This window comes from Urechidicola vernalis (genome assembly GCF_031846385.1).
GTDB lineage: Bacteria > Bacteroidota > Bacteroidia > Flavobacteriales > Flavobacteriaceae > Urechidicola > Urechidicola vernalis.
This window is the reverse complement of sequence record NZ_JAVRHV010000003.1, coordinates 155,173-172,920: the sequence shown is the minus strand read 5'-3', so window position 1 is coordinate 172,920 and position 17,748 is coordinate 155,173. Positions and strand designations below refer to the sequence as shown.

Annotated in this window: 14 protein-coding genes and 2 tRNA genes; 7 read left to right on the top strand and 9 right to left on the bottom strand. The window is 32.9% G+C overall.

From position 1 onward, the window contains the following. Window positions 1–2: 2 nt before the first annotated feature. Complete coding sequence (locus RM519_RS07930) at window positions 3–188, bottom strand: PID-CTERM protein-sorting domain-containing protein (protein WP_311593154.1); 186 nt, start codon at window positions 186–188, stop codon at window positions 3–5. 371 nt (window positions 189–559) lie between these two features. Next, window positions 560–633, bottom strand: a tRNA-Ile gene (locus tag RM519_RS07925). Window positions 634–749: 116 nt separating this feature from the next. Between RM519_RS07925 and RM519_RS07920 the strand changes: the two genes are divergently transcribed. Next, on the top strand, window positions 750–1,268 hold the full coding sequence (locus RM519_RS07920; RefSeq protein WP_311593152.1) for an alpha-ketoglutarate decarboxylase: 519 nt from the start codon (window positions 750–752) through the stop codon (window positions 1,266–1,268). Here the strand turns inward: RM519_RS07920 and RM519_RS07915 are convergent. Both RM519_RS07915 and RM519_RS07910 read right to left on the bottom strand, forming a co-directional pair. Then, window positions 1,252–1,599 carry a hypothetical protein gene (locus tag RM519_RS07915; RefSeq protein WP_311593151.1) on the bottom strand — a complete coding sequence of 116 codons (348 nt, stop codon included), beginning with the start codon at window positions 1,597–1,599 and terminating at the stop codon, window positions 1,252–1,254. The two genes, RM519_RS07920 and RM519_RS07915, sit on opposite strands and share 17 nt — an antisense overlap. Beyond that, window positions 1,592–2,560, bottom strand: a complete 969-nt coding sequence (locus RM519_RS07910) for a polyprenyl synthetase family protein (RefSeq protein ID WP_311593150.1) — start codon at window positions 2,558–2,560, stop codon at window positions 1,592–1,594. Before RM519_RS07910 ends, RM519_RS07915 begins: the two co-directional genes overlap by 8 nt. 125 nt (window positions 2,561–2,685) lie before the next feature. Here RM519_RS07910 and RM519_RS07905 point away from each other — a divergent pair, with 125 nt between their 5' ends. The 6 genes from RM519_RS07905 to RM519_RS07880 all read left to right on the top strand — a co-directional run bounded on the left by RM519_RS07905 (window position 2,686) and on the right by RM519_RS07880 (window position 12,479). Next, complete coding sequence (locus RM519_RS07905) at window positions 2,686–3,291, top strand: TetR/AcrR family transcriptional regulator (RefSeq protein ID WP_311593149.1); 606 nt, start codon at window positions 2,686–2,688, stop codon at window positions 3,289–3,291. Next, complete coding sequence (locus tag RM519_RS07900; protein WP_311593148.1) at window positions 3,281–4,687, top strand: TolC family protein; 1,407 nt, start codon at window positions 3,281–3,283, stop codon at window positions 4,685–4,687. Before RM519_RS07905 ends, RM519_RS07900 begins: the two co-directional genes overlap by 11 nt. Window positions 4,688–4,707: 20 nt before the next feature. Further along, entirely contained in the window at window positions 4,708–5,874 is a 1,167-nt protein-coding gene (locus RM519_RS07895; RefSeq protein ID WP_311593147.1) for an efflux RND transporter periplasmic adaptor subunit, read from the top strand. Window positions 5,875–5,882: 8 nt separating this feature from the next. Then, the gene (locus RM519_RS07890) at window positions 5,883–9,362 is read left to right on the top strand and encodes an efflux RND transporter permease subunit (protein ID WP_311593146.1); all 3,480 of its coding nucleotides are present in this window, start codon (window positions 5,883–5,885) and stop codon (window positions 9,360–9,362) included. Between the two features lie 86 nt (window positions 9,363–9,448). Beyond that, entirely contained in the window at window positions 9,449–9,922 is a 474-nt protein-coding gene (locus RM519_RS07885) for a regulatory protein RecX (RefSeq protein WP_311593145.1), read from the top strand. Window positions 9,923–9,974: 52 nt separating this feature from the next. After that, on the top strand, window positions 9,975–12,479 hold the full coding sequence (locus RM519_RS07880; RefSeq protein WP_311593144.1) for a M14 family zinc carboxypeptidase: 2,505 nt from the start codon (window positions 9,975–9,977) through the stop codon (window positions 12,477–12,479). 66 nt (window positions 12,480–12,545) lie between these two features. On the opposite strand, the gene RM519_RS07875 is transcribed toward RM519_RS07880, so the two are convergent. The 5 genes from RM519_RS07875 to RM519_RS07855 form a co-directional block, all read right to left on the bottom strand. After that, the gene (locus tag RM519_RS07875; RefSeq protein ID WP_311593143.1) at window positions 12,546–12,917 is read right to left on the bottom strand and encodes a hypothetical protein; all 372 of its coding nucleotides are present in this window, start codon (window positions 12,915–12,917) and stop codon (window positions 12,546–12,548) included. 133 nt (window positions 12,918–13,050) lie between these two features. Further along, entirely contained in the window at window positions 13,051–15,576 is a 2,526-nt protein-coding gene (locus tag RM519_RS07870; RefSeq protein ID WP_311593142.1) for a TonB-dependent receptor, read from the bottom strand. Between the two features lie 126 nt (window positions 15,577–15,702). Beyond that, window positions 15,703–16,500, bottom strand: a complete 798-nt coding sequence (locus RM519_RS07865; protein ID WP_311593141.1) for an endonuclease/exonuclease/phosphatase family protein — start codon at window positions 16,498–16,500, stop codon at window positions 15,703–15,705. A gap of 106 nt (window positions 16,501–16,606) precedes the next feature. Then, window positions 16,607–16,680: transfer RNA gene (locus RM519_RS07860), tRNA-Asp, on the bottom strand. Between the two features lie 64 nt (window positions 16,681–16,744). Further along, window positions 16,745–17,668 (bottom strand): DUF58 domain-containing protein, encoded by a 924-nt coding sequence (locus RM519_RS07855; protein ID WP_311593140.1) that lies wholly within the window; start codon window positions 17,666–17,668, stop codon window positions 16,745–16,747. Window positions 17,669–17,748: the final 80 nt, after the last annotated feature.

Here is a 17,748-nt window from a genome sequence, read left to right as displayed (position 1 = left end):
AATTATTCTTCCCTTTTACGAATTTTAGACACTCCGAATAATAATCCTGACACTAATAAAAAGATCAATCCTCCATCAATAGGAAGTCCAACTGGTGGGGGTGGTGGGGGTGGTGGGCCTTGAGCGAACATTTCCGCACTCCAAACCAAAAACAAAGCAACCACCGCAAGTTTACGGTATGCAAACATCTTTTTCATTTCTACTAATTGGGGTTAATTGTAGTCACTAATTTCACAAATATACATATTATAAAATAATCCCCACAATTATTAAGCATCGGCAAAAGAACATCTTCTTGTTCTAAACCAACCAATGAAAACATGCTAACAACATTACTTTCGGTGGCAAAAATAATATTTTAAATTAAATTTGAGGTTGTTTTTTATATTTTTATGAAATTCAACCAATTATACACACATCAATTCGCATTTAATTCGATTCAATTACTAAAAAATCTTCAGTGAATAGTGATTTCTTTGTGTTAATATCTAATTATTAAATAGAAATCAATTGAAACAAAAAAGACTTGTAATTTCTTACAAGTCTTTTGTTTCAATTGTGGACCCACAAGGGCTCGAACCTTGGACCCCCTGATTATGAGTCAGGTGCTCTAACCAGCTGAGCTATGGGTCCTGAAACTGGGTGCAATATTACTATATTTTTACAATCTGCACAATATTTTATCCATTAATAATTCCAACTTTTAGGCAAATAGTAAATAATCACTACATTAGCTAAAAAGACCTATTATGAATAGAAACCTATACTTCGTACTTTTAATGTTTGCTAGTTTTAGTTTATCCTCTTTTAGCCAAAATAGAGGTGATAAATTTGGAGATCATATGCGTTATGGTGGTAGTGTTAACCTTGGATTTAGTAATAATTTTACAACTATTGGAGTTGCACCAAGTGCCATTTATGATTTTTATAATGGCTTTAGTGCGGGTGCTAGTATTAGTTACTATTATACCGAAAGAAAAGATACTTTTTTTGATTATAAATCAAATGTGATTGGAGGTAGTTTAATAACTATGTACAGTCCATTACCTTACATGCAATTGTCCGCAGAATTTGAGCAATTAAATGTTAACAGAACTGAAGGAATTATTGATATAGATCCTTATTGGGTTTCTGGACTTTATTTAGGAATTGCATATTTCACGGGGAATGTTTCTTTGGGAATAAGATATGATGTTTTATATGATGATGGACCACAAGGTAGTATTTTTGGGTCAGCTATATCTCCTGTTCTTAGAGCCTATTTCTAAGCCACACTTTTTGACATTCTCTCTTTAAAATTTGTTTAGAAACTTGGACAGATAATTTTTCAATATCTGAACCATCTAATTTTTTTATTTCCGATTCTGAAATATCTATACGATATAATAGATTGAGATAATCGGCAAAATTTCTGTTTATCAAATTATAGATAATAGTGATCAACCTATTTTGTAATTCATTTGCTTTAACGGTTGATTCGATCTCATCGGGAATACCCGAAAATCGGAAATCCTTATTCAATTGTTCTAATAATTTAGGATACAAATTATCCGTTTTAATTTTATCTAAAAATTGAAGTGATTTTTCTTCTCTAGGCATTTCTTTGCATCAAATTTTGACCAAACTGTTTCAAAAACTCTTTCTTTTCGGATGCAATATCGATTGCTTTCAAATTCTCAAACGCCAAATTAGTGTATTTTTTAATTTCTTCTAAAGTCGCTTCGGAAGCACCTGATGATTCAAAAATATGTTTAACCTGTTTAATTTTATTAAAGTTCTCTTCCAACTTCGTACAGTATAATTCTTTCAAAATTACTTTATCTGAATTTTTAGCATTTATTAAAGCGGTTAAATACAAAAATGTTTTTTTATTCTCAATGATATCGCCTCCTACTTGTTTTCCAAAAGTTTCTGGGTTTCCGAAAGTATCAAGGTAATCATCTTGTAATTGAAAAGCGATACCTAAATTAAGTCCAAACTCATACACTTTTCGGGCATTTTCGCCATCTGCATTTGCTATAATAGCACCAAACTCCATAGCACAGGCTATTAAAACAGATGTCTTTAAAGAAATCATTTTAATATACTCCTCAATAGTTACATCATTTCGTGTTTCAAAATCAACATCTAATTGCTGACCTTCACAAACCTCAAGAGCTGTTTTACTGAACAACTGTATTAATTTCTTAAATGTCTTAGACTCATATTTATCAAAGCATTGATACGCCATAATCATCACGGCATCACCAGAAAGAATACCAGTGTTTACATCCCATTTTTCATGCACCGTTACATTTCCTCTACGCAACGGAGCATCATCCATAATATCATCATGAATCAAGGTGAAATTATGAAAAACCTCAACCGCTAATGCAGCATCCATTGCCTTTATATAATCTTCACCAAAAGCATCTGCAATCATTAGGGTTAATAAAGGTCTAATCTTTTTTCCTCCCAATCCCAATATATAGGTAATAGGGTCGTACAAATTCTTAGGCTCTTTACTTTTAATTTTTGTCTCTAAAAACTGTAAGAAATCTAACTTTAATTCGGCTATCACAATATTATTTTTTTTGTAAAAATACTTCTTGACATAATATTAAGGTTAAAAAATTGTAAAAACTTTGGAAACTTTTTGTGTGTTAAAAGTTTCCAAGTTACATTTGCCTCGTTATTGAACAACACATGAAACAAAAAATTTTAGAAAAAGCCGGTGAGTTATTTATAAAATATGGCTTTAAAAGTGTTACTATGGATGAGATTGCCGATCAAATGGGAATCTCTAAAAAAACCATTTACACGCATTTTAAAAACAAAACATTACTTGTTAAGGAAACAGTGATGTCTTTTTTTGATATGATTGCACACGGTATTGATTGTATTTGCGAAACTCAAAAAGACCCTATCGAAGAGTTGTTTGCAATTAAAAATTATACCCATGAAAATTTAAAAGATGAATCCTGTTCATCTCATTACCAATTACAAAAATATTACCCCGCAATTTTTCAAACACTAAAAACAAGACAATTAGAATTGATGAAAAGTTGTGTGAAAGATAATTTAGAAAGAGGAATAGCATTAGGACTATTTAGAGATGATTTAGATATCGATTTTATTGCACGAATTTACTTCACTGGAGTTGTCGGAATTAAAGACGAAGAAACATTTTCTCCAGAAGAATTTAATTATCAATATTTATCAAGCACCTATTTAAACTATCATATCCGTGCAATTGCTACAGAAAAAGGAAAACTAAAACTAGAAAAACTATTATTGAAAAATGAAAACTAAACTATTACTTCTAATCACCTTATTATCCGTTACCCTTTATGGCCAAGACGTTGAAAAAACAACGTTTAGTCTAAATGAAGCCGTTGCCTATGGAATGGAAAATGCTTATGAAATTGACTATGCAAATAAGGATGTTGAAATCGCGGAACAAAGAGTACGTGAAACTACAGCAATAGGACTACCACAAGTTAACGGAGCAGTAGATTATCAAAATTATTTAAAACAACCAGTATCCTTATTGCCAGCAGCTGCCTTTGACCCATACAATCAAATTAGAGACTTAGATGATTATTACCAAGTAACACCCGTTCCTGGCAACCCTGTTCCAGGAGCGCCTGAAGGATTTATTCCGATTAATTTTGGAACAAAACAAAATATTTCAGCTTCCGTAATACTAAATCAACTAATATTTGATGGCTCCTATTTAATTGGCTTAAAGGGTGTAAAAGTATATCTAAAACAAGGAGAAAATGCCAAGTCAAAAACAGAATTTATTGTAAAACAAACAATAACGAATGCTTACACTTACGTGTTGCTTGTTGAAGAAAACTTGTCAATTTTAGAAAAAAACAAAACTGTTTTAGAAAGCAACTTAAATCAAACCTTAAAACTGGTAGAAAACGGTTTTAGTGAAGAGCAAGATGCACAACAACTTCAGTTAACTCTATCTGCAATTATTAATGAAATAAATAGTACAAACAGAGTAAAAGCTTCAGCATATAAACTTTTAAATCTTGGTTTAGGACTGGATATAAATACACCAATTACTTTGACTGAAACGTTGGAATCTTTGTTAGTCTCAAATCTAAATTTAGGTTTAACTTCTCAAGATTTTGATATTACCAACCATATTGATTACCAAATTGCGAATACGAACAAAGAATCATCAGAATTACTTATGCGATTTGAAAAAAGCAAGTACCTACCCTCTTTGAACGGATTTGTAAATGTAGGAACCGCCGCTAACAACGATCAGTTCCAGTTTTTTAATAACGACCAAAAATGGTTTGCTTCTTCTGTACTAGGGGTAAATTTATCTGTCCCTATTTTTAGCAGTTTTAGTAGAGATGCAAAAACGCAACAAGCTAAGATAGATTTATTAAAAGCAGAAACGCAATTAACGGAAACAGAACAACGCTTAACGGTAGAGCTACAAGATGCACGAAATGATTATCAATTTGCTGTTGAAAGTTATAATATCTCTAAAGATAATATGGCATTGGCCGAGAGTATTGAAGGTAAGGAAAATACCAAATTTTTTGAGGGTGTCTCAACAAGTTTCGACTTAAGTAACGCTCAAAACCAATTGTATTCTAGACAAAGAGAATACTTAGAATCTATACTCTATTTAATAAATTCTAGAGTAACCTTAGAAAACGCATTAAACATAAAATAGAACTAATAAATAACTTGAAAATGAAAAATATACTAACTATCGCAATCTTATCACTTTTGATAATTTCATGTGGCCAAAACGCATCAAAGTCTATTGATGATATCGTTGCAGAAAGTAATCCTGAGGCACTTAAAACGAAGCGAAATGAATTGAAAAAAATTCAACAACAAAATGCAACGGATCTTAAAAAAATAGAAGATGAATTAGCTAAACATAGTGCTGATGCTAAAAATCCATTAGTGACTTCTTTTACTACAGCAACTGTTGAGTTTAAGCATCATTTAGAAATTCAAGGGAATGTCGTAACCAAACAAAATATTCTAATTTTTCCAGAACATGCCGGGCTATTGACAAATGTATATGTTAAAGAAGGACAGAAAGTTGTACGAGGTCAAGAATTGGCAAAAATAGATGATGGAGGTCTTAGTCAACAATTACTTCAATTAGAAGCGCAAACAGCTTTAGCAAAAACTACCTACGAACGTCAAAAAAGACTTTGGGAACAAAAAATAGGTTCTGAAATCCAATACCTACAGGCTGAAACTTCCTATACAGCCCAAAAGAATGCTACCGAACAAATGAAAGTTATGCTTTCTAAAACCATCGTAAGAGCTCCATTCTCTGGAGTAATTGATGATGTATTAACGGAACAAGGAACTGTCGTTGCTCCTGGTCAATCTCAATTAATGCGTATTGTAAATTTAGACAACATGTATATTGAAGCAGAAGTTCCAGAAAACAACTTACGAAATATTAAAAAAGGGAAATCGGTTGAAGTTTTCTTCCCTGTTTTAGGAAAAACAGTTCACACAAAAGTGAGACAGGTTGGTAACTATATCAATCCAAGTAATAGGTCTTTTAAAATCGAAATTGGTATCCCGAATAAAAATGGTGAAATTAAGCCTAATCTTACAAGTCGTTTAAAAATTAACGATTACACAAATGAAAATGCCATTTTAATTCCTCAAAGCATTATAACTGAAAATGCTAATGGCGAACAATATGTATATACAATTACAGATAAAAACGGAGATAAAGGTACTGCTAAAAGAGAGATTATCGAAACTGGTAAAACACAAGGAGATTTTATTGAAGTACTAAGCGGAATTAAGGTTGGTGATGAAATAATTGAAGAAGGAGCGAGAAATGTGAACGAGGGGCAAATTGTAAAGGTGCTGACTAAATAAAAACTGCTATGACTGACAAACAAAAAAAGTTAGATAAGGAATTTGGTCTGTCTTCATGGGCCATAAATAATAAAACAACTATATATGTTGTAATTGCCTTGATTCTGTTTTTAGGATTCTCAGCATACCAAAGTATGCCAAGAGAAAGTTTCCCAGAAATTAAAGAAACAAAAATTTATATCAACTCTATATTCCCTGGAAATACAGCTGAAGACATTGAAAAATTAATTACCGACCCGATTGAAGATAAATTAAAAACGGTTAGTAATGTTGTAGAAATTACTTCTACATCTCAAGAAGATGTTTCTATGGTAATTGTAGAATTCGACGAAAACATTTCCGTTGAGGCCGCGAAACAAAAAGTAAAAGATGAAATAGATACAGAAACATCCGGAGAAGATTGGCCTACATTTAATGGAGCTAAAGTTGAGCCAAATGTGTTTGACTTAAGTATGTCTGAAGAAATGCCAATTCTAAATATTAATATTTCTGGAGATTATCCGGTAAAAAAATTAAAAGAGTTTGGTGAATATCTAGAAGATGAAATAGAAGGACTTGACGAAATTAAACAAGTTGATATTCGTGGAGCACAAGAAAAAGAAGTTGAAGTAGCGGTAGACATTTATAAAATGATGGCTGCAAAAGTGAGTTTCAACGATGTTATGACTGCCATTCAAAATGGTAACACAACCATGTCTGCCGGAAATTTAATTGCAAGCGGACAGCGTAGAACTATTCGAATTATTGGTGAAATTCAAAATCCGTCAGAATTGGAAGATTTTGTTGTGAAATCTGAATTTAACAATCCTATTTACTTAAGAGATATTGCCGATATACAATTTAAAGAGAAAGAACGCACTACGTTTGCTCGTGAGACAGGGAATAGCGTTGTAATGCTCGACGTAAAAAAGAGAGCTGGAAAAAACATGGTTGCTGCCGCAGAAAAAGTTTATGAAATAATTGAAGAGGCTAAAACCAATCAATTTCCATCGAATTTAAAAATTACGGTTGCAAATGATCAATCAACAAAAACAATTGGTCAAGTCGATGACTTGGTAAATAATATCATTTTCGGAATTATTTTAGTGGTTACGGTATTAATGTTCTTCTTAGGGTTTAGAAATGCACTTTTTGTTGGATTTGCAATTCCAATGTCTATGTTCATGTCCTTAATGATTTTATCTGCTTTTGGCTATACCATGAACACAATGATCCTATTTGGATTAATTATGGGGCTTGGAATGTTGGTAGATAACGGAATTGTAGTTGTAGAAAACGTCTATCGTTTAATGGACGAAGAAGGCATGTCTCGTATTGAAGCGGCTAAAAAAGGAATAAGTGAAATCGCGTTTCCAATTATCATTTCAACTGCTACTACGGTTGCAGCCTTTGTGCCTCTTGGCCTTTGGCCAGGATTAATGGGGCAATTTATGATCTATTTCCCAATAACACTTTCTGTGGTTCTTGGTTCTTCATTGTTCGTAGCAATTTTCTTTAACTCGGTATTGGTATCTCAGTTTATGAAAATTGAAGATAAAGAAATGCCTTTAAAAAACATTATTGCTATATCTGGAATCTTAATATTTCTGGGTCTATTCATTTTCTTTGTTGGAGGAAGTGCCAAACTGTTAGGAACTGTAATGATCTTTACAGCATTTATGTTGTGGGTTTATCGATTCATATTAAGAAAAGCAGCGAATTTTTTCCAGAACAAAATCTTAACAAGATTAGAACGTGTGTATGAAAAAACGCTGCGTGCAGCATTAAAAGGATGGAGACCTTATGTTATAACAATAGGAACATTCATATTACTTTTTGTTGCCTTTGGAGGGTTTGGAGCATCTGTTGCTTCTCAAAGGACTAAGATTGAATTTTTTCCAGATAACAAACCGAATCAAATTATAGTTTATATCGAATATCCGCAGGGAACTGATATTGATAAAACAAATGTAATTACCAAAGAAATTGAGAAGCAGGTTTACTCCATTATGAATGCTGAAGACAATATGGACGGCGATTTTAACTATTTGGTAGAGAGTGTTGTTTCACAAGTTGGAGAAGGTGCAGGTAACCCTCAAACTGATGGTGGATCTACTGCAGAAATGCCTCATAAAGCGAAGATTACAGCTTCCATGAGAGAATATAAATATAGAAAAGGGCGAGATAGTGAAACTTTGCGTAAAACGGTGCAGGAAGCTTTAACAGGTATTTACCCTGGTGTTCTTATCTCGGTAGAAAAAGATGTGAACGGACCTCCTATTGGGCATCCTATTAATGTTGAATTGGAAGGTGAAAATTACGACGAATTGATCGTAACTGCAGAACGAATGCGTGAATTTATCAATTCAAAAAACATTGAAGGAATAGATGAAATCAAGATTGATGTAAACAAATCTAAACCTGCAATGTTGGTAGAAATTGACCGTAAAAAATCCGGAGAACTCGGTGTTAATGCTGGTCAAGTAGGACAACAACTAAGAAACTCTATTTTTGGAGCCAAGGCAGGAATCTATAAAGAAAGTGGAGAAGATTACGATATTTACGTTCGTTTTAATGAAGAAAATAGATACAATACTTCTGCCATTTTCAATCAGAAAATCACTTTTAGAGACATGGCCTCGGGTAAAATCAAAGAGATTCCTGTATCGGCTGTTGCAAAACAAAAGAACACCTCAGGTTTTAGTGCTATTAAGCATCGCGATCTAAACAGAGTAGTTACCGTATATTCTGCACTTGCACCTGGCTATACAGATGCTACTGTAATTGTTGCTCAAATTCAAGAAGAGATGAAAACTTTTACAAACCTTCCAGATGGTGTAAAAGTAGATTATACAGGTCAAATTGAAGAGCAAAATGAACAAATGGCCTTTTTAATGGGAGCCTTTTTTAAAGGATTGGCATTAATTTTCTTCATCTTGATTTTCCAATTTAACTCCGTTTCAAAACCAGCAATCATTATGGTGGCTATCTTCTTAAGTTTAATAGGTGTGTTTGGTGGAATTGTGATTACTGGTTCATCCTTTGTTATTATGATGACAATGATGGGAATTATTTCACTTGCCGGTATTGTAGTAAATAATGGAGTTGTATTACTAGATTATACGCAGTTACTTATTGACCGTAAAAAAGTAGAAGAAAATATTGGCGAAAATGAAAGATTATCAATCAATGGAATTTATGAAAGTATTGTAATTGCCGGTAAAGCTCGTTTAAGACCGGTATTATTAACAGCAATTACAACCATTTTAGGATTGATTCCGTTAGCCATTGGTTTCAACATTAATTTTTACACATTGTTTAGTGAATTTAACCCAAATATTTACTTTGGAGGTGACAACGTTATATTTTGGGGTCCATTGGCATGGACTGTAATTTACGGACTGTTTATTGCTACCTTCTTAACTTTAATTGTGGTACCAATTCTGTTTTATTTAATTAACAAATTTAAAGTTTGGTTAAATAAAAAAGGGATGGCAATCACCTCTTAATTCAATTTAAAAACCGAAGCAATTTGCTTCGGTTTTTTTTATTTATAAATGAATCCTTTTTCATTGCTTTTAGTTATTTTCGAACAATGATTTCTCAAAAAATATATACAGTAGATGAAGCCAAAAGAGCTATAGAACGCTATTGCGTATATCAAGAAAGGTGTCATAAGGAAGTTGAAAAGAAACTTATTGCTTATAAAATGATTCCTGAGGTTAGAGATCATATTATTGTGCACCTAATAGAACACAATTTCTTGAACGAAGAACGTTTTGCAAAAAGTTTTGCTCGTGGAAAATTCAATATTAAAAAATGGGGAAAACAAAGGATTACGCGTGAATTAAAGTTTAGAGAAATTTCTGCTTACAACATCATATCTGCATTAAAAGAAATTTCAGATGAGGATTACCTTCTTTCATTTAATGAATTGGCTGAGAAAAAATTTAACGCAATTAACGAAACGAATCACTACAAAAAAATGAAGAAGTTGTCAGATTTTTTATTGTATCGCGGTTGGGAATCTCAATTAGTTTATGAAAAAGTAAACGAGCTTGTAAAATAATTCCACTAATTATGTACATTTGGAAACCACATTAAAATTAAAGTGTTTTCAAATGAAAAAATTCATCCTACTCTTAAGTATTCTTACGCTTACAATTGGCTATTCTCAAGACAATTTAGATTTGTCTTATTACATTTCTGAAACAAATTTAAATCCTGATATTCCAACACCTGAAAGCATAATAGGGCATCCAGTTGGAAAATGGCATATTACCCACGACAAACTAGCGCAATACATGTACGTTTTGGCTGATGCGTCTGATAGAATCACCATAGAAAATAGAGGCAAAACATTTGAAGACAGACCATTATTACTTCTTACAATCACTGCGCCAGACAACCATTCTAATCTAGAAAATATTAGAACGGCACATGTTGCTTTAACTGAAAATGGATCGGAAAACTTAGATGTTGCAGAAATGCCAATTGTTGTTTACCAAGGGTTCTCTATTCATGGTAACGAGCCTAGCGGTTCTAACGCAGCATTGGTTGCCGCTTATTATTTAGCCGCGTCACAAAGTGAAGCAACTAAGCAACTACTAAATGATGTGGTCATCTTATTTGACCCAGCGTTTAATCCAGACGGATTACAGCGTTTTGCATATTGGGCAAATACCAATAAAAACAAAAACTTAACGGCTGACGGAAATGACCGTGAATACGACGAAGTTTGGCCGGGTGGAAGAACCAATCATTACTGGTTTGATATGAATCGTGACTGGCTACCTGTTCAACTGCCAGAATCTAGAGCTAGAATTAAATCATTTCATAAATGGATGCCAAACATCTTAACAGATCATCATGAAATGGGAACAAATTCAACATTCTTTTTTCAACCTGGAATTCCTAGTAGAACCCATCCTTTAACACCAAAATTAAATCAAGAATTAACGGGGAAAATTGGGAATTACCACGCCAAGGCATTGGATAAAATAGGTTCACTATATTTTACGGAAGAAAACTATGATGACTTTTATTATGGAAAAGGATCAACATTTCCAGATGTAAATGGAAGTATCGGAATTTTATTTGAACAAGGAAGTTCTAGAGGTCATTTGCAAGAATCTAGCAATGGAATCTTAACCTTTCCATTCACCATTAGAAATCAATATACTGCGGCAATGTCTACCTTAGAAGCTGCGCAAAATATGCGTGAAGAAATTCTTGCGTACCAACGTAATTTTTATAAGAACGCAGGAGGAGAACAAGAAAACAAAGCCATTATTTTTGGTGATGAAAAAGATGCTGCAAAAACATATCACCTTGCAGAAATTTTAAATCGTCATAAAATAAAATTTCACGAACTAAAGAACGATGTAACATTAAATGGAAAAAACTATAAAAAAGGATATAGTTATGTTGTTCCTAAAAATCAGAAAAACAACCGCTTAATTCAAGCAATGTTTGAAAAAAGAACGACTTTTCAAGACAGCTTATTTTACGACATTTCTGCATGGACCTTTCCACTAGCCTTTAATTTAGATTATATAGAAAATGCATCTTTAAACAATGCGGGCGCATTAGTAAATGATTTACAATTTAAACAAGGTAATGTCTCTCAAAAAAGTGATTATGCTTACGTAATGGAATGGCATGAGTACTACACACCTCGATTGTTAAATCAATTATTAGAAAATGGAATAAGAGCCAAGGCGTCTACGAAACAATTCACCTCTAATAATAAATTGTACGATTATGGAACTATTCTTATTCCTGTTGAAAATCAAATACTAAATTCGGAACAAATTTATGCGTTAGTATCGAAACTTGCAGATGAGAACCATGTTCAAATAGATGGTTTGGATACCGGATTGACTATTGGTATAGATTTAGGAAGTAATGGATTTAGAACTGTTCAAAAGCAAAAAATAGCCCTAATTGTTGGAGAAGGGGTCTCCAGTTATGATGCGGGTGAAATTTGGCATTTATTAGACCAACGTTATGATATTTCAATAACAAAATTAGACACGCAACATTTATCAGGTGCAGATTTAAGTTCATACACAACTATAATTGGAACCAATTTGCGTTATTTAACGAAATCAGCAACTTCAAACCTAAAAGAATGGATACAAAAAGGCGGAACGTTTATTGGTTACAGAAACACACTTAGCTGGTTAAACTCTCAAGAACTTGCCAAACTAGAATTTAAGAAATTTAGCAGAACCGCAACAAATGTTTCTTTTGAAGAAAGAAGAGATTATAGTGGTGCACAGAATATTGGAGGTGCTATTTTTCAAGTCGATTTAGATCGCTCACATCCTATTAACTTCGGTTACAAGAACGATCAATTAGCAATGTTTAGAAATACTTCTATATTTATGGAAGCTGATAAAAACAGTTACAACAATCCAATTAGATATACTGAAAATCCTCTTTTAAGTGGTTATATTTCTAAACCAAAATTAGACAGTCTAAAAAGTACGGTACCTTTTAAAGTTTCAAGATTAAAAAAAGGAAAAATATTGTCTTTTACAGACAATACCAACTTTAGAGCGTTTTGGTACGGAACCAATAAACTACTTATGAATGCTATTTTCTTTAATGGCATGATGTAAAAATAAATTAACAAAAAAAAAGCAACCTATTTAGGTTGCTTTTTTGTTTAAATGGTCTTGTACTTGTTAATCTGCTTGTTGTAAATATATCTGATGCCAATCGTGCATCGTGTTTTGAGAACTATACCCTTGTAAAGAACTCAATTGACTTTGTGTTAGATTTGCTGTTAGAAGTACTCCGTTATTCATTAATCGTCTTAAATTTAAATAAGCAGAACATTGCAAATTCTCCATTACTTCTTTCCACTGGCTCTTTGTATACCCAACTGGAGTTGAATAATTTTGAGATTGAATTAACTGCTGGATGCTATCATATACGTCAAAATAAAATCGTTTCACTCTAGAAACAGTGCTTTTTACTTTTGAAACTTTTACTTCTTTAGAACTTGTTGATTTTTCAACTTCTTTATTCTTTCTTTTTCTTTGATAAGGAAACATAACTATAAGTTTTTAAGATTATTATAGTTCAAATGTACTCCTGATCAATGGAATAGAACACGACATTTCATGTCCACAAAAAACCCTTGATTTCTCAAGGGTTTTAAAAACTAACTATCAAATTATGAATTTTTTAGAACTCATCTGTTCCAAAAATATTTTCATTCTTTTTAATTTCTTTCTTCTTTTTGTTAAATGCGTAAGAAACACCAAATTCAACAATCGGTCCTACTCTTAAGTATTGAGTCTCTTGATAAAATATTTCTTGACCAGCGCTATTAAATGCCTGTGTATCTAGTCCCGAATCATTAGAGCCTAAGATATCTAACCCTTTTAGATTAAATGTTAAATTCTGAACATTTTTAGGCGCATAGTTTATCGCCACATTAGCCATATAAAACAAATCGTTTTGTCCTTGTGCAGTTACTGTAGCAGATTTAACATCAAAATCTGTAGTAAATTTAAATTGCTCCGATAAATCAAAATTAGCATTCCCTTTTAAACTCCAATTGGTGCTCCTATTATCTTCATTATACCCAAAGATTTCTCCTCTAACATTATAATGATATACCGAACCACCTAAGAAAAATGTTGCCCAATCGCCTGCTACAAAGTTTGCATTTAATTCAACCCCTAAAGATGTAGAATTCCCTGCATTGGTATAACTTCTAATCAACACCAATTCTTGCTGGTAAATTGTATTCACCCTAAAAATGGCATTGTCAACTCCTCTGTAAAATCCTGTTAAATTTATTTTTTGCTTCCCTAATTTTTTGTCGTAACCCAACTCAATATTATTCACATATTCTGGCTCTAGATTTGGGTCTCCAACAACAAATACTTCTAAATGACGTCTGTATAAAAATGGTGCCATATTTTTAATTGGAGGACGGCTAATTCTTCTACTTCCAGCAAAATTTAATTTACTCGTTTCATTTAATTCATAATCTGCATGGAATGTAGGAAACCAATCTAATTGTTGTATTTTAAAAGTATCATCACTAGGTCTATTAAAAATGGTAAAATAATCAGGATTTTCAACTTCCATTACTTGATCTGTATATTCCAACCTTAATCCGGCTATATAATTAAATCTTCCAGCGGAACCTGAATAATCCAAATACCCGGCATATATACCTCTTGTTAAATCAATTCCGTTTTCTAAATCAAGTACAGGACCATCTAACTGTTCATAATTAAATTTTCCATCTATACTAAAATATTGAGGTTGTAACCCTACTGCAAAACTATTCCCATTTTCGTATTCTTTTTCATAATTAAATGAAAATCTATACCCGTCTAAAGGAGTTTCATCCGTTTGATTGTAGTGCAATGTTACTTCACCTATTTCATCCGTTAATGGGTCATACTCATAATTTAAATTGTCTAACTCTCTACTTAAATTCGAATTTTCGTATGAAAAAGAAGTTGAAATCTTAGTCAATTCATCTATTTGATGAGAAAAATCTATATTAAAATTATGAAATTTACCATAACGATTATCCGTATTCGGATTGTAAATCCACTCCTCATTTACAGGCACTCCAGGTATAGGATTTTTATCTGCATCGCCGAAGAAATTATTGTAAATATAGAATGCTGATCTCCCTTCCGTTCTATTACCATACATATAAGAGGTAGACAACAAACTAGCTTCCGATATTTTGTAGTCTAATCCTACGTTTACTGATTGAGATTCGTACCACTCAGGTCTTTCTCCACTTGCAACCATATGCTTATATGCACCGGTAGATTCATCTAAGATTCTCGCGTCTCCTGTACGTTCCCCGTTTACGTTTTTATCACTTATATTAAATCCACCATACAATAAAACCTTACCGGTTCCATACATTAAATTTACACCAGAATTATAGCGATTATCCGTCATTTCATAGCCGCTATACTTATCGGTTGTATGCCCCCAAGGTGCACCACCAATAGTACCATTCACACTCATAGAAAACCCTTCAACCCCAACTGATTTAGTCGTAATATTTATGATTCCTCCTTTACCCTGAGCATCAAACTTAGAAGTGGGAACAGTAATAACATCAACACTTACCATTGCATCACTAGATATTTGCCCTAATAACATGGTAGCATCCATTGCAGTCGGCTTTCCGTTTAAATACACCACAAAATCTTGAGTACCACGAACTGAAATTTGCCCATCAGGATTAACCGAAACCGATGGCAACTTGTTTAAAACATCAGTAGCAGTTCCACCCCTAGCGGTTTCAAAATCCGATACTTTGTAGGTTTTCCTATCAATTTTATTGGTTACTGTTCTTGTTGTTGCTTTTACCTCTACTTCTTCAAGCGCTTCACTAGCATGAGTTAATTTTACCGCTCCTAAATCAACATTTAAATTTTGAGTAGAAATAGAAACGTCTTTAATTGTGATGGATTCATAGCCTAAAAAAGAAATGACAACATTGTAAGCCCCAACTTTTAGATTTTCAATATTAAAATTCCCGTTAAAATTGGAAGTCGTTCCTATTGACAATGCCACTCCGTTTTGTTGTAAAGAAATTGTAGCAAAAGGAATTATTTCAGAAGTATCCTTATCCGAAATAGTACCTGATATACTGCCTGTTTTTTGAGCATTTAGTGTTCCGAATAACAAAACGGAACCGAGCAACAATAAAATATTTTTCATTTTTAATCCTATATTAATCTCGCGATACGAAAAGTGAATTGATTGATTATAATTTCGGTGCGAAAATAAGTAGGAGCCCTAATTCTAATAAGGTATTATGCGTTCTTTTGAGGGGTGTATAGGGTTTTATTGCAATTCGAGTACGGTTAAAATTGGTCTGTGATCAGAAGCAATCTTTTCATCGATGACACGCGACTCAATTATACGCCATCTATGTGCCGGCCTAAATAATATATAATCAATTTTTTTTGTTGGGTTATCTGCAGGATATGTATAATCAGAGAACTTAAATGAAGGTTCCCAATCTTTAAATAAAACCTGCATTGCTTCACTTGTTGGTTCCGCATTTAAATCTCCCGTAAGAATGGTTGGCAAATCTGAATCTGAAAATAATTCGTTTAATGCTACAGCTTGATTAATTCTATCTGTGGCATCTTTGGTATGATCTAAGTGTGTTCCTACAAACCAAATTGTATCTCCACTTTTAAGTTGGACTTGAACTTCTAGTGCGGCTCTAGGCTCTTTGTTTTCTCTAGCCGGTAAAGCATGGTTCTGAGTTGATAAAAATGAATAACGAGACAAAACACCTTCGCCGTAACCTCCACCATCAAAATCCATAGCTTTTCCAAAAAGTGGAGCCATTTTAGTTCTTAAACCTAATTCAGTAACCAAATCATAATTCCTTGCTCTCTTGGTTTTATTGTCTACTTCTTGTAAAGCAACTAAATCTGGTTGTACATCATTAATTACTTTAGCCAATAAATCTAAATCGAATTTCTCATCTGCTCCTACGGTTTCTCCATGATAAATATTGTAAGATAATACACGTACAATTTTTGTAGAATCTATTACCATTTGCGCTGAAGTAATAGCAGAATTTACAAGAAAAAAGAATAACAATAAAAATGATTTAAGTACTTTCATGCCGATAAAAAAATGAGAATTAGTAACGAATTAAAGGTAGTCAAATATCTTTAGTAACTAAAAAAGTTGCTAAACAAAAAAAGCATCTCAATTGAGATGCTTTTTGCGGTCTGGACGGGACTCGAACCCGCGACCTCCTGCGTGACAGGCAGGCATTCTAACCAGCTGAACTACCAAACCGTTGCTGTTAGCGGATGCAAATATACTCGTGTTTTTTAATTCTGCAAAGGAAAAATGAGAAAATTTATAAAAATTTTTGGCGACTAATTAAATACGAAATCAAGACTGTTTCAAATCCCTTTTGAATGTCAACCGGCACATAATCTATCTTATACTGCATACACTTCAATTTCAATTCATTAAAGTACGCATCAATACTTTCTTTGTATTGCTTTTGAATGGAATCTGCATATAAATTAATTTCCTCACCGGTCTCTACATCTACAAATTTTTTAGGTCTATTGTCAAAATCAAAGTCTTTTTCAAACTTACCATCATAAGTATGGAATAAAACCACCTCATGTTTATTGTATTTTAAATGTCTTAAGGCCTCAAACAACTCCTCTTCTTTCTTATCGGACTGAAACATATCGGTAAATAAAAAAATTAAAGACCTTCTATGTATTTTTTCCGCGATTTGATGCAACACTTTATATGTTTCCGTCGTCTTTTTTGAATTAGAAGACAGCAAGTCTTCCAATTGCTTTAACAACATTCTTCTGTGTGCATCACTTCCTTTTTCTGGAGCGTAATAATCAATTTGATCAGAATACACACTTAAACCAACAGCATCTCGCTGTCTTTTCAAAATTTCTAACAAGGCTGCCGTCGCAATTGCAGAAAACCCTATTTTATTTAAATTAGAAATTGTTGGCTCCTCTATAACCGGAAAGTGCATAGAAGCCGAATTATCTATAATTATATGACAGCGCAAATTGGTTTCTTCTTCGTATCGTTTTACATATAACTTGTCCGTCTTTGCAAATAATTTCCAATCTATATGACGCGTACTTTCACCCTTATTATATAATCTATGTTCTGCAAACTCCACCGAAAACCCATGAAAAGGACTTTTATGCATTCCTGTTATAAAACCTTCTACCACTTGTCTTGCAAGCAATTCAAGGTTTTTCAATTCAGAAATATGTTTTACCGCAATTTTACTCATATATATAACAAATATAGTCAATTGTCATTCCCATAAAAAAGAGAATCAAATTTTCAAATGAAATTCTCAATAGGTTTTAG

What these genes read in the sequence shown, in the direction of transcription:
- RM519_RS07930 (WP_311593154.1), bottom strand. Translation starts at nt 188, where the DNA reads ATGTTTGCATACCGTAAACTTGCGGTGGTTGCTTTGTTTTTGGTTTGG.
- RM519_RS07920 (WP_311593152.1), top strand. Translation starts at nt 750, where the DNA reads ATGAATAGAAACCTATACTTCGTACTTTTAATGTTTGCTAGTTTTAGT.
- RM519_RS07915 (WP_311593151.1), bottom strand. Translation starts at nt 1,599, where the DNA reads ATGCCTAGAGAAGAAAAATCACTTCAATTTTTAGATAAAATTAAAACG.
- RM519_RS07905 (WP_311593149.1), top strand. Translation starts at nt 2,686, where the DNA reads ATGAAACAAAAAATTTTAGAAAAAGCCGGTGAGTTATTTATAAAATAT.
- RM519_RS07900 (WP_311593148.1), top strand. Translation starts at nt 3,281, where the DNA reads ATGAAAACTAAACTATTACTTCTAATCACCTTATTATCCGTTACCCTT.
- RM519_RS07895 (WP_311593147.1), top strand. Translation starts at nt 4,708, where the DNA reads ATGAAAAATATACTAACTATCGCAATCTTATCACTTTTGATAATTTCA.
- RM519_RS07890 (WP_311593146.1), top strand. Translation starts at nt 5,883, where the DNA reads ATGACTGACAAACAAAAAAAGTTAGATAAGGAATTTGGTCTGTCTTCA.
- RM519_RS07885 (WP_311593145.1), top strand. Translation starts at nt 9,449, where the DNA reads ATGATTTCTCAAAAAATATATACAGTAGATGAAGCCAAAAGAGCTATA.
- RM519_RS07880 (WP_311593144.1), top strand. Translation starts at nt 9,975, where the DNA reads ATGAAAAAATTCATCCTACTCTTAAGTATTCTTACGCTTACAATTGGC.
- RM519_RS07875 (WP_311593143.1), bottom strand. Translation starts at nt 12,917, where the DNA reads ATGTTTCCTTATCAAAGAAAAAGAAAGAATAAAGAAGTTGAAAAATCA.
- RM519_RS07870 (WP_311593142.1), bottom strand. Translation starts at nt 15,576, where the DNA reads ATGAAAAATATTTTATTGTTGCTCGGTTCCGTTTTGTTATTCGGAACA.
- RM519_RS07865 (WP_311593141.1), bottom strand. Translation starts at nt 16,500, where the DNA reads ATGAAAGTACTTAAATCATTTTTATTGTTATTCTTTTTTCTTGTAAAT.
- RM519_RS07855 (WP_311593140.1), bottom strand. Translation starts at nt 17,668, where the DNA reads ATGAGTAAAATTGCGGTAAAACATATTTCTGAATTGAAAAACCTTGAA.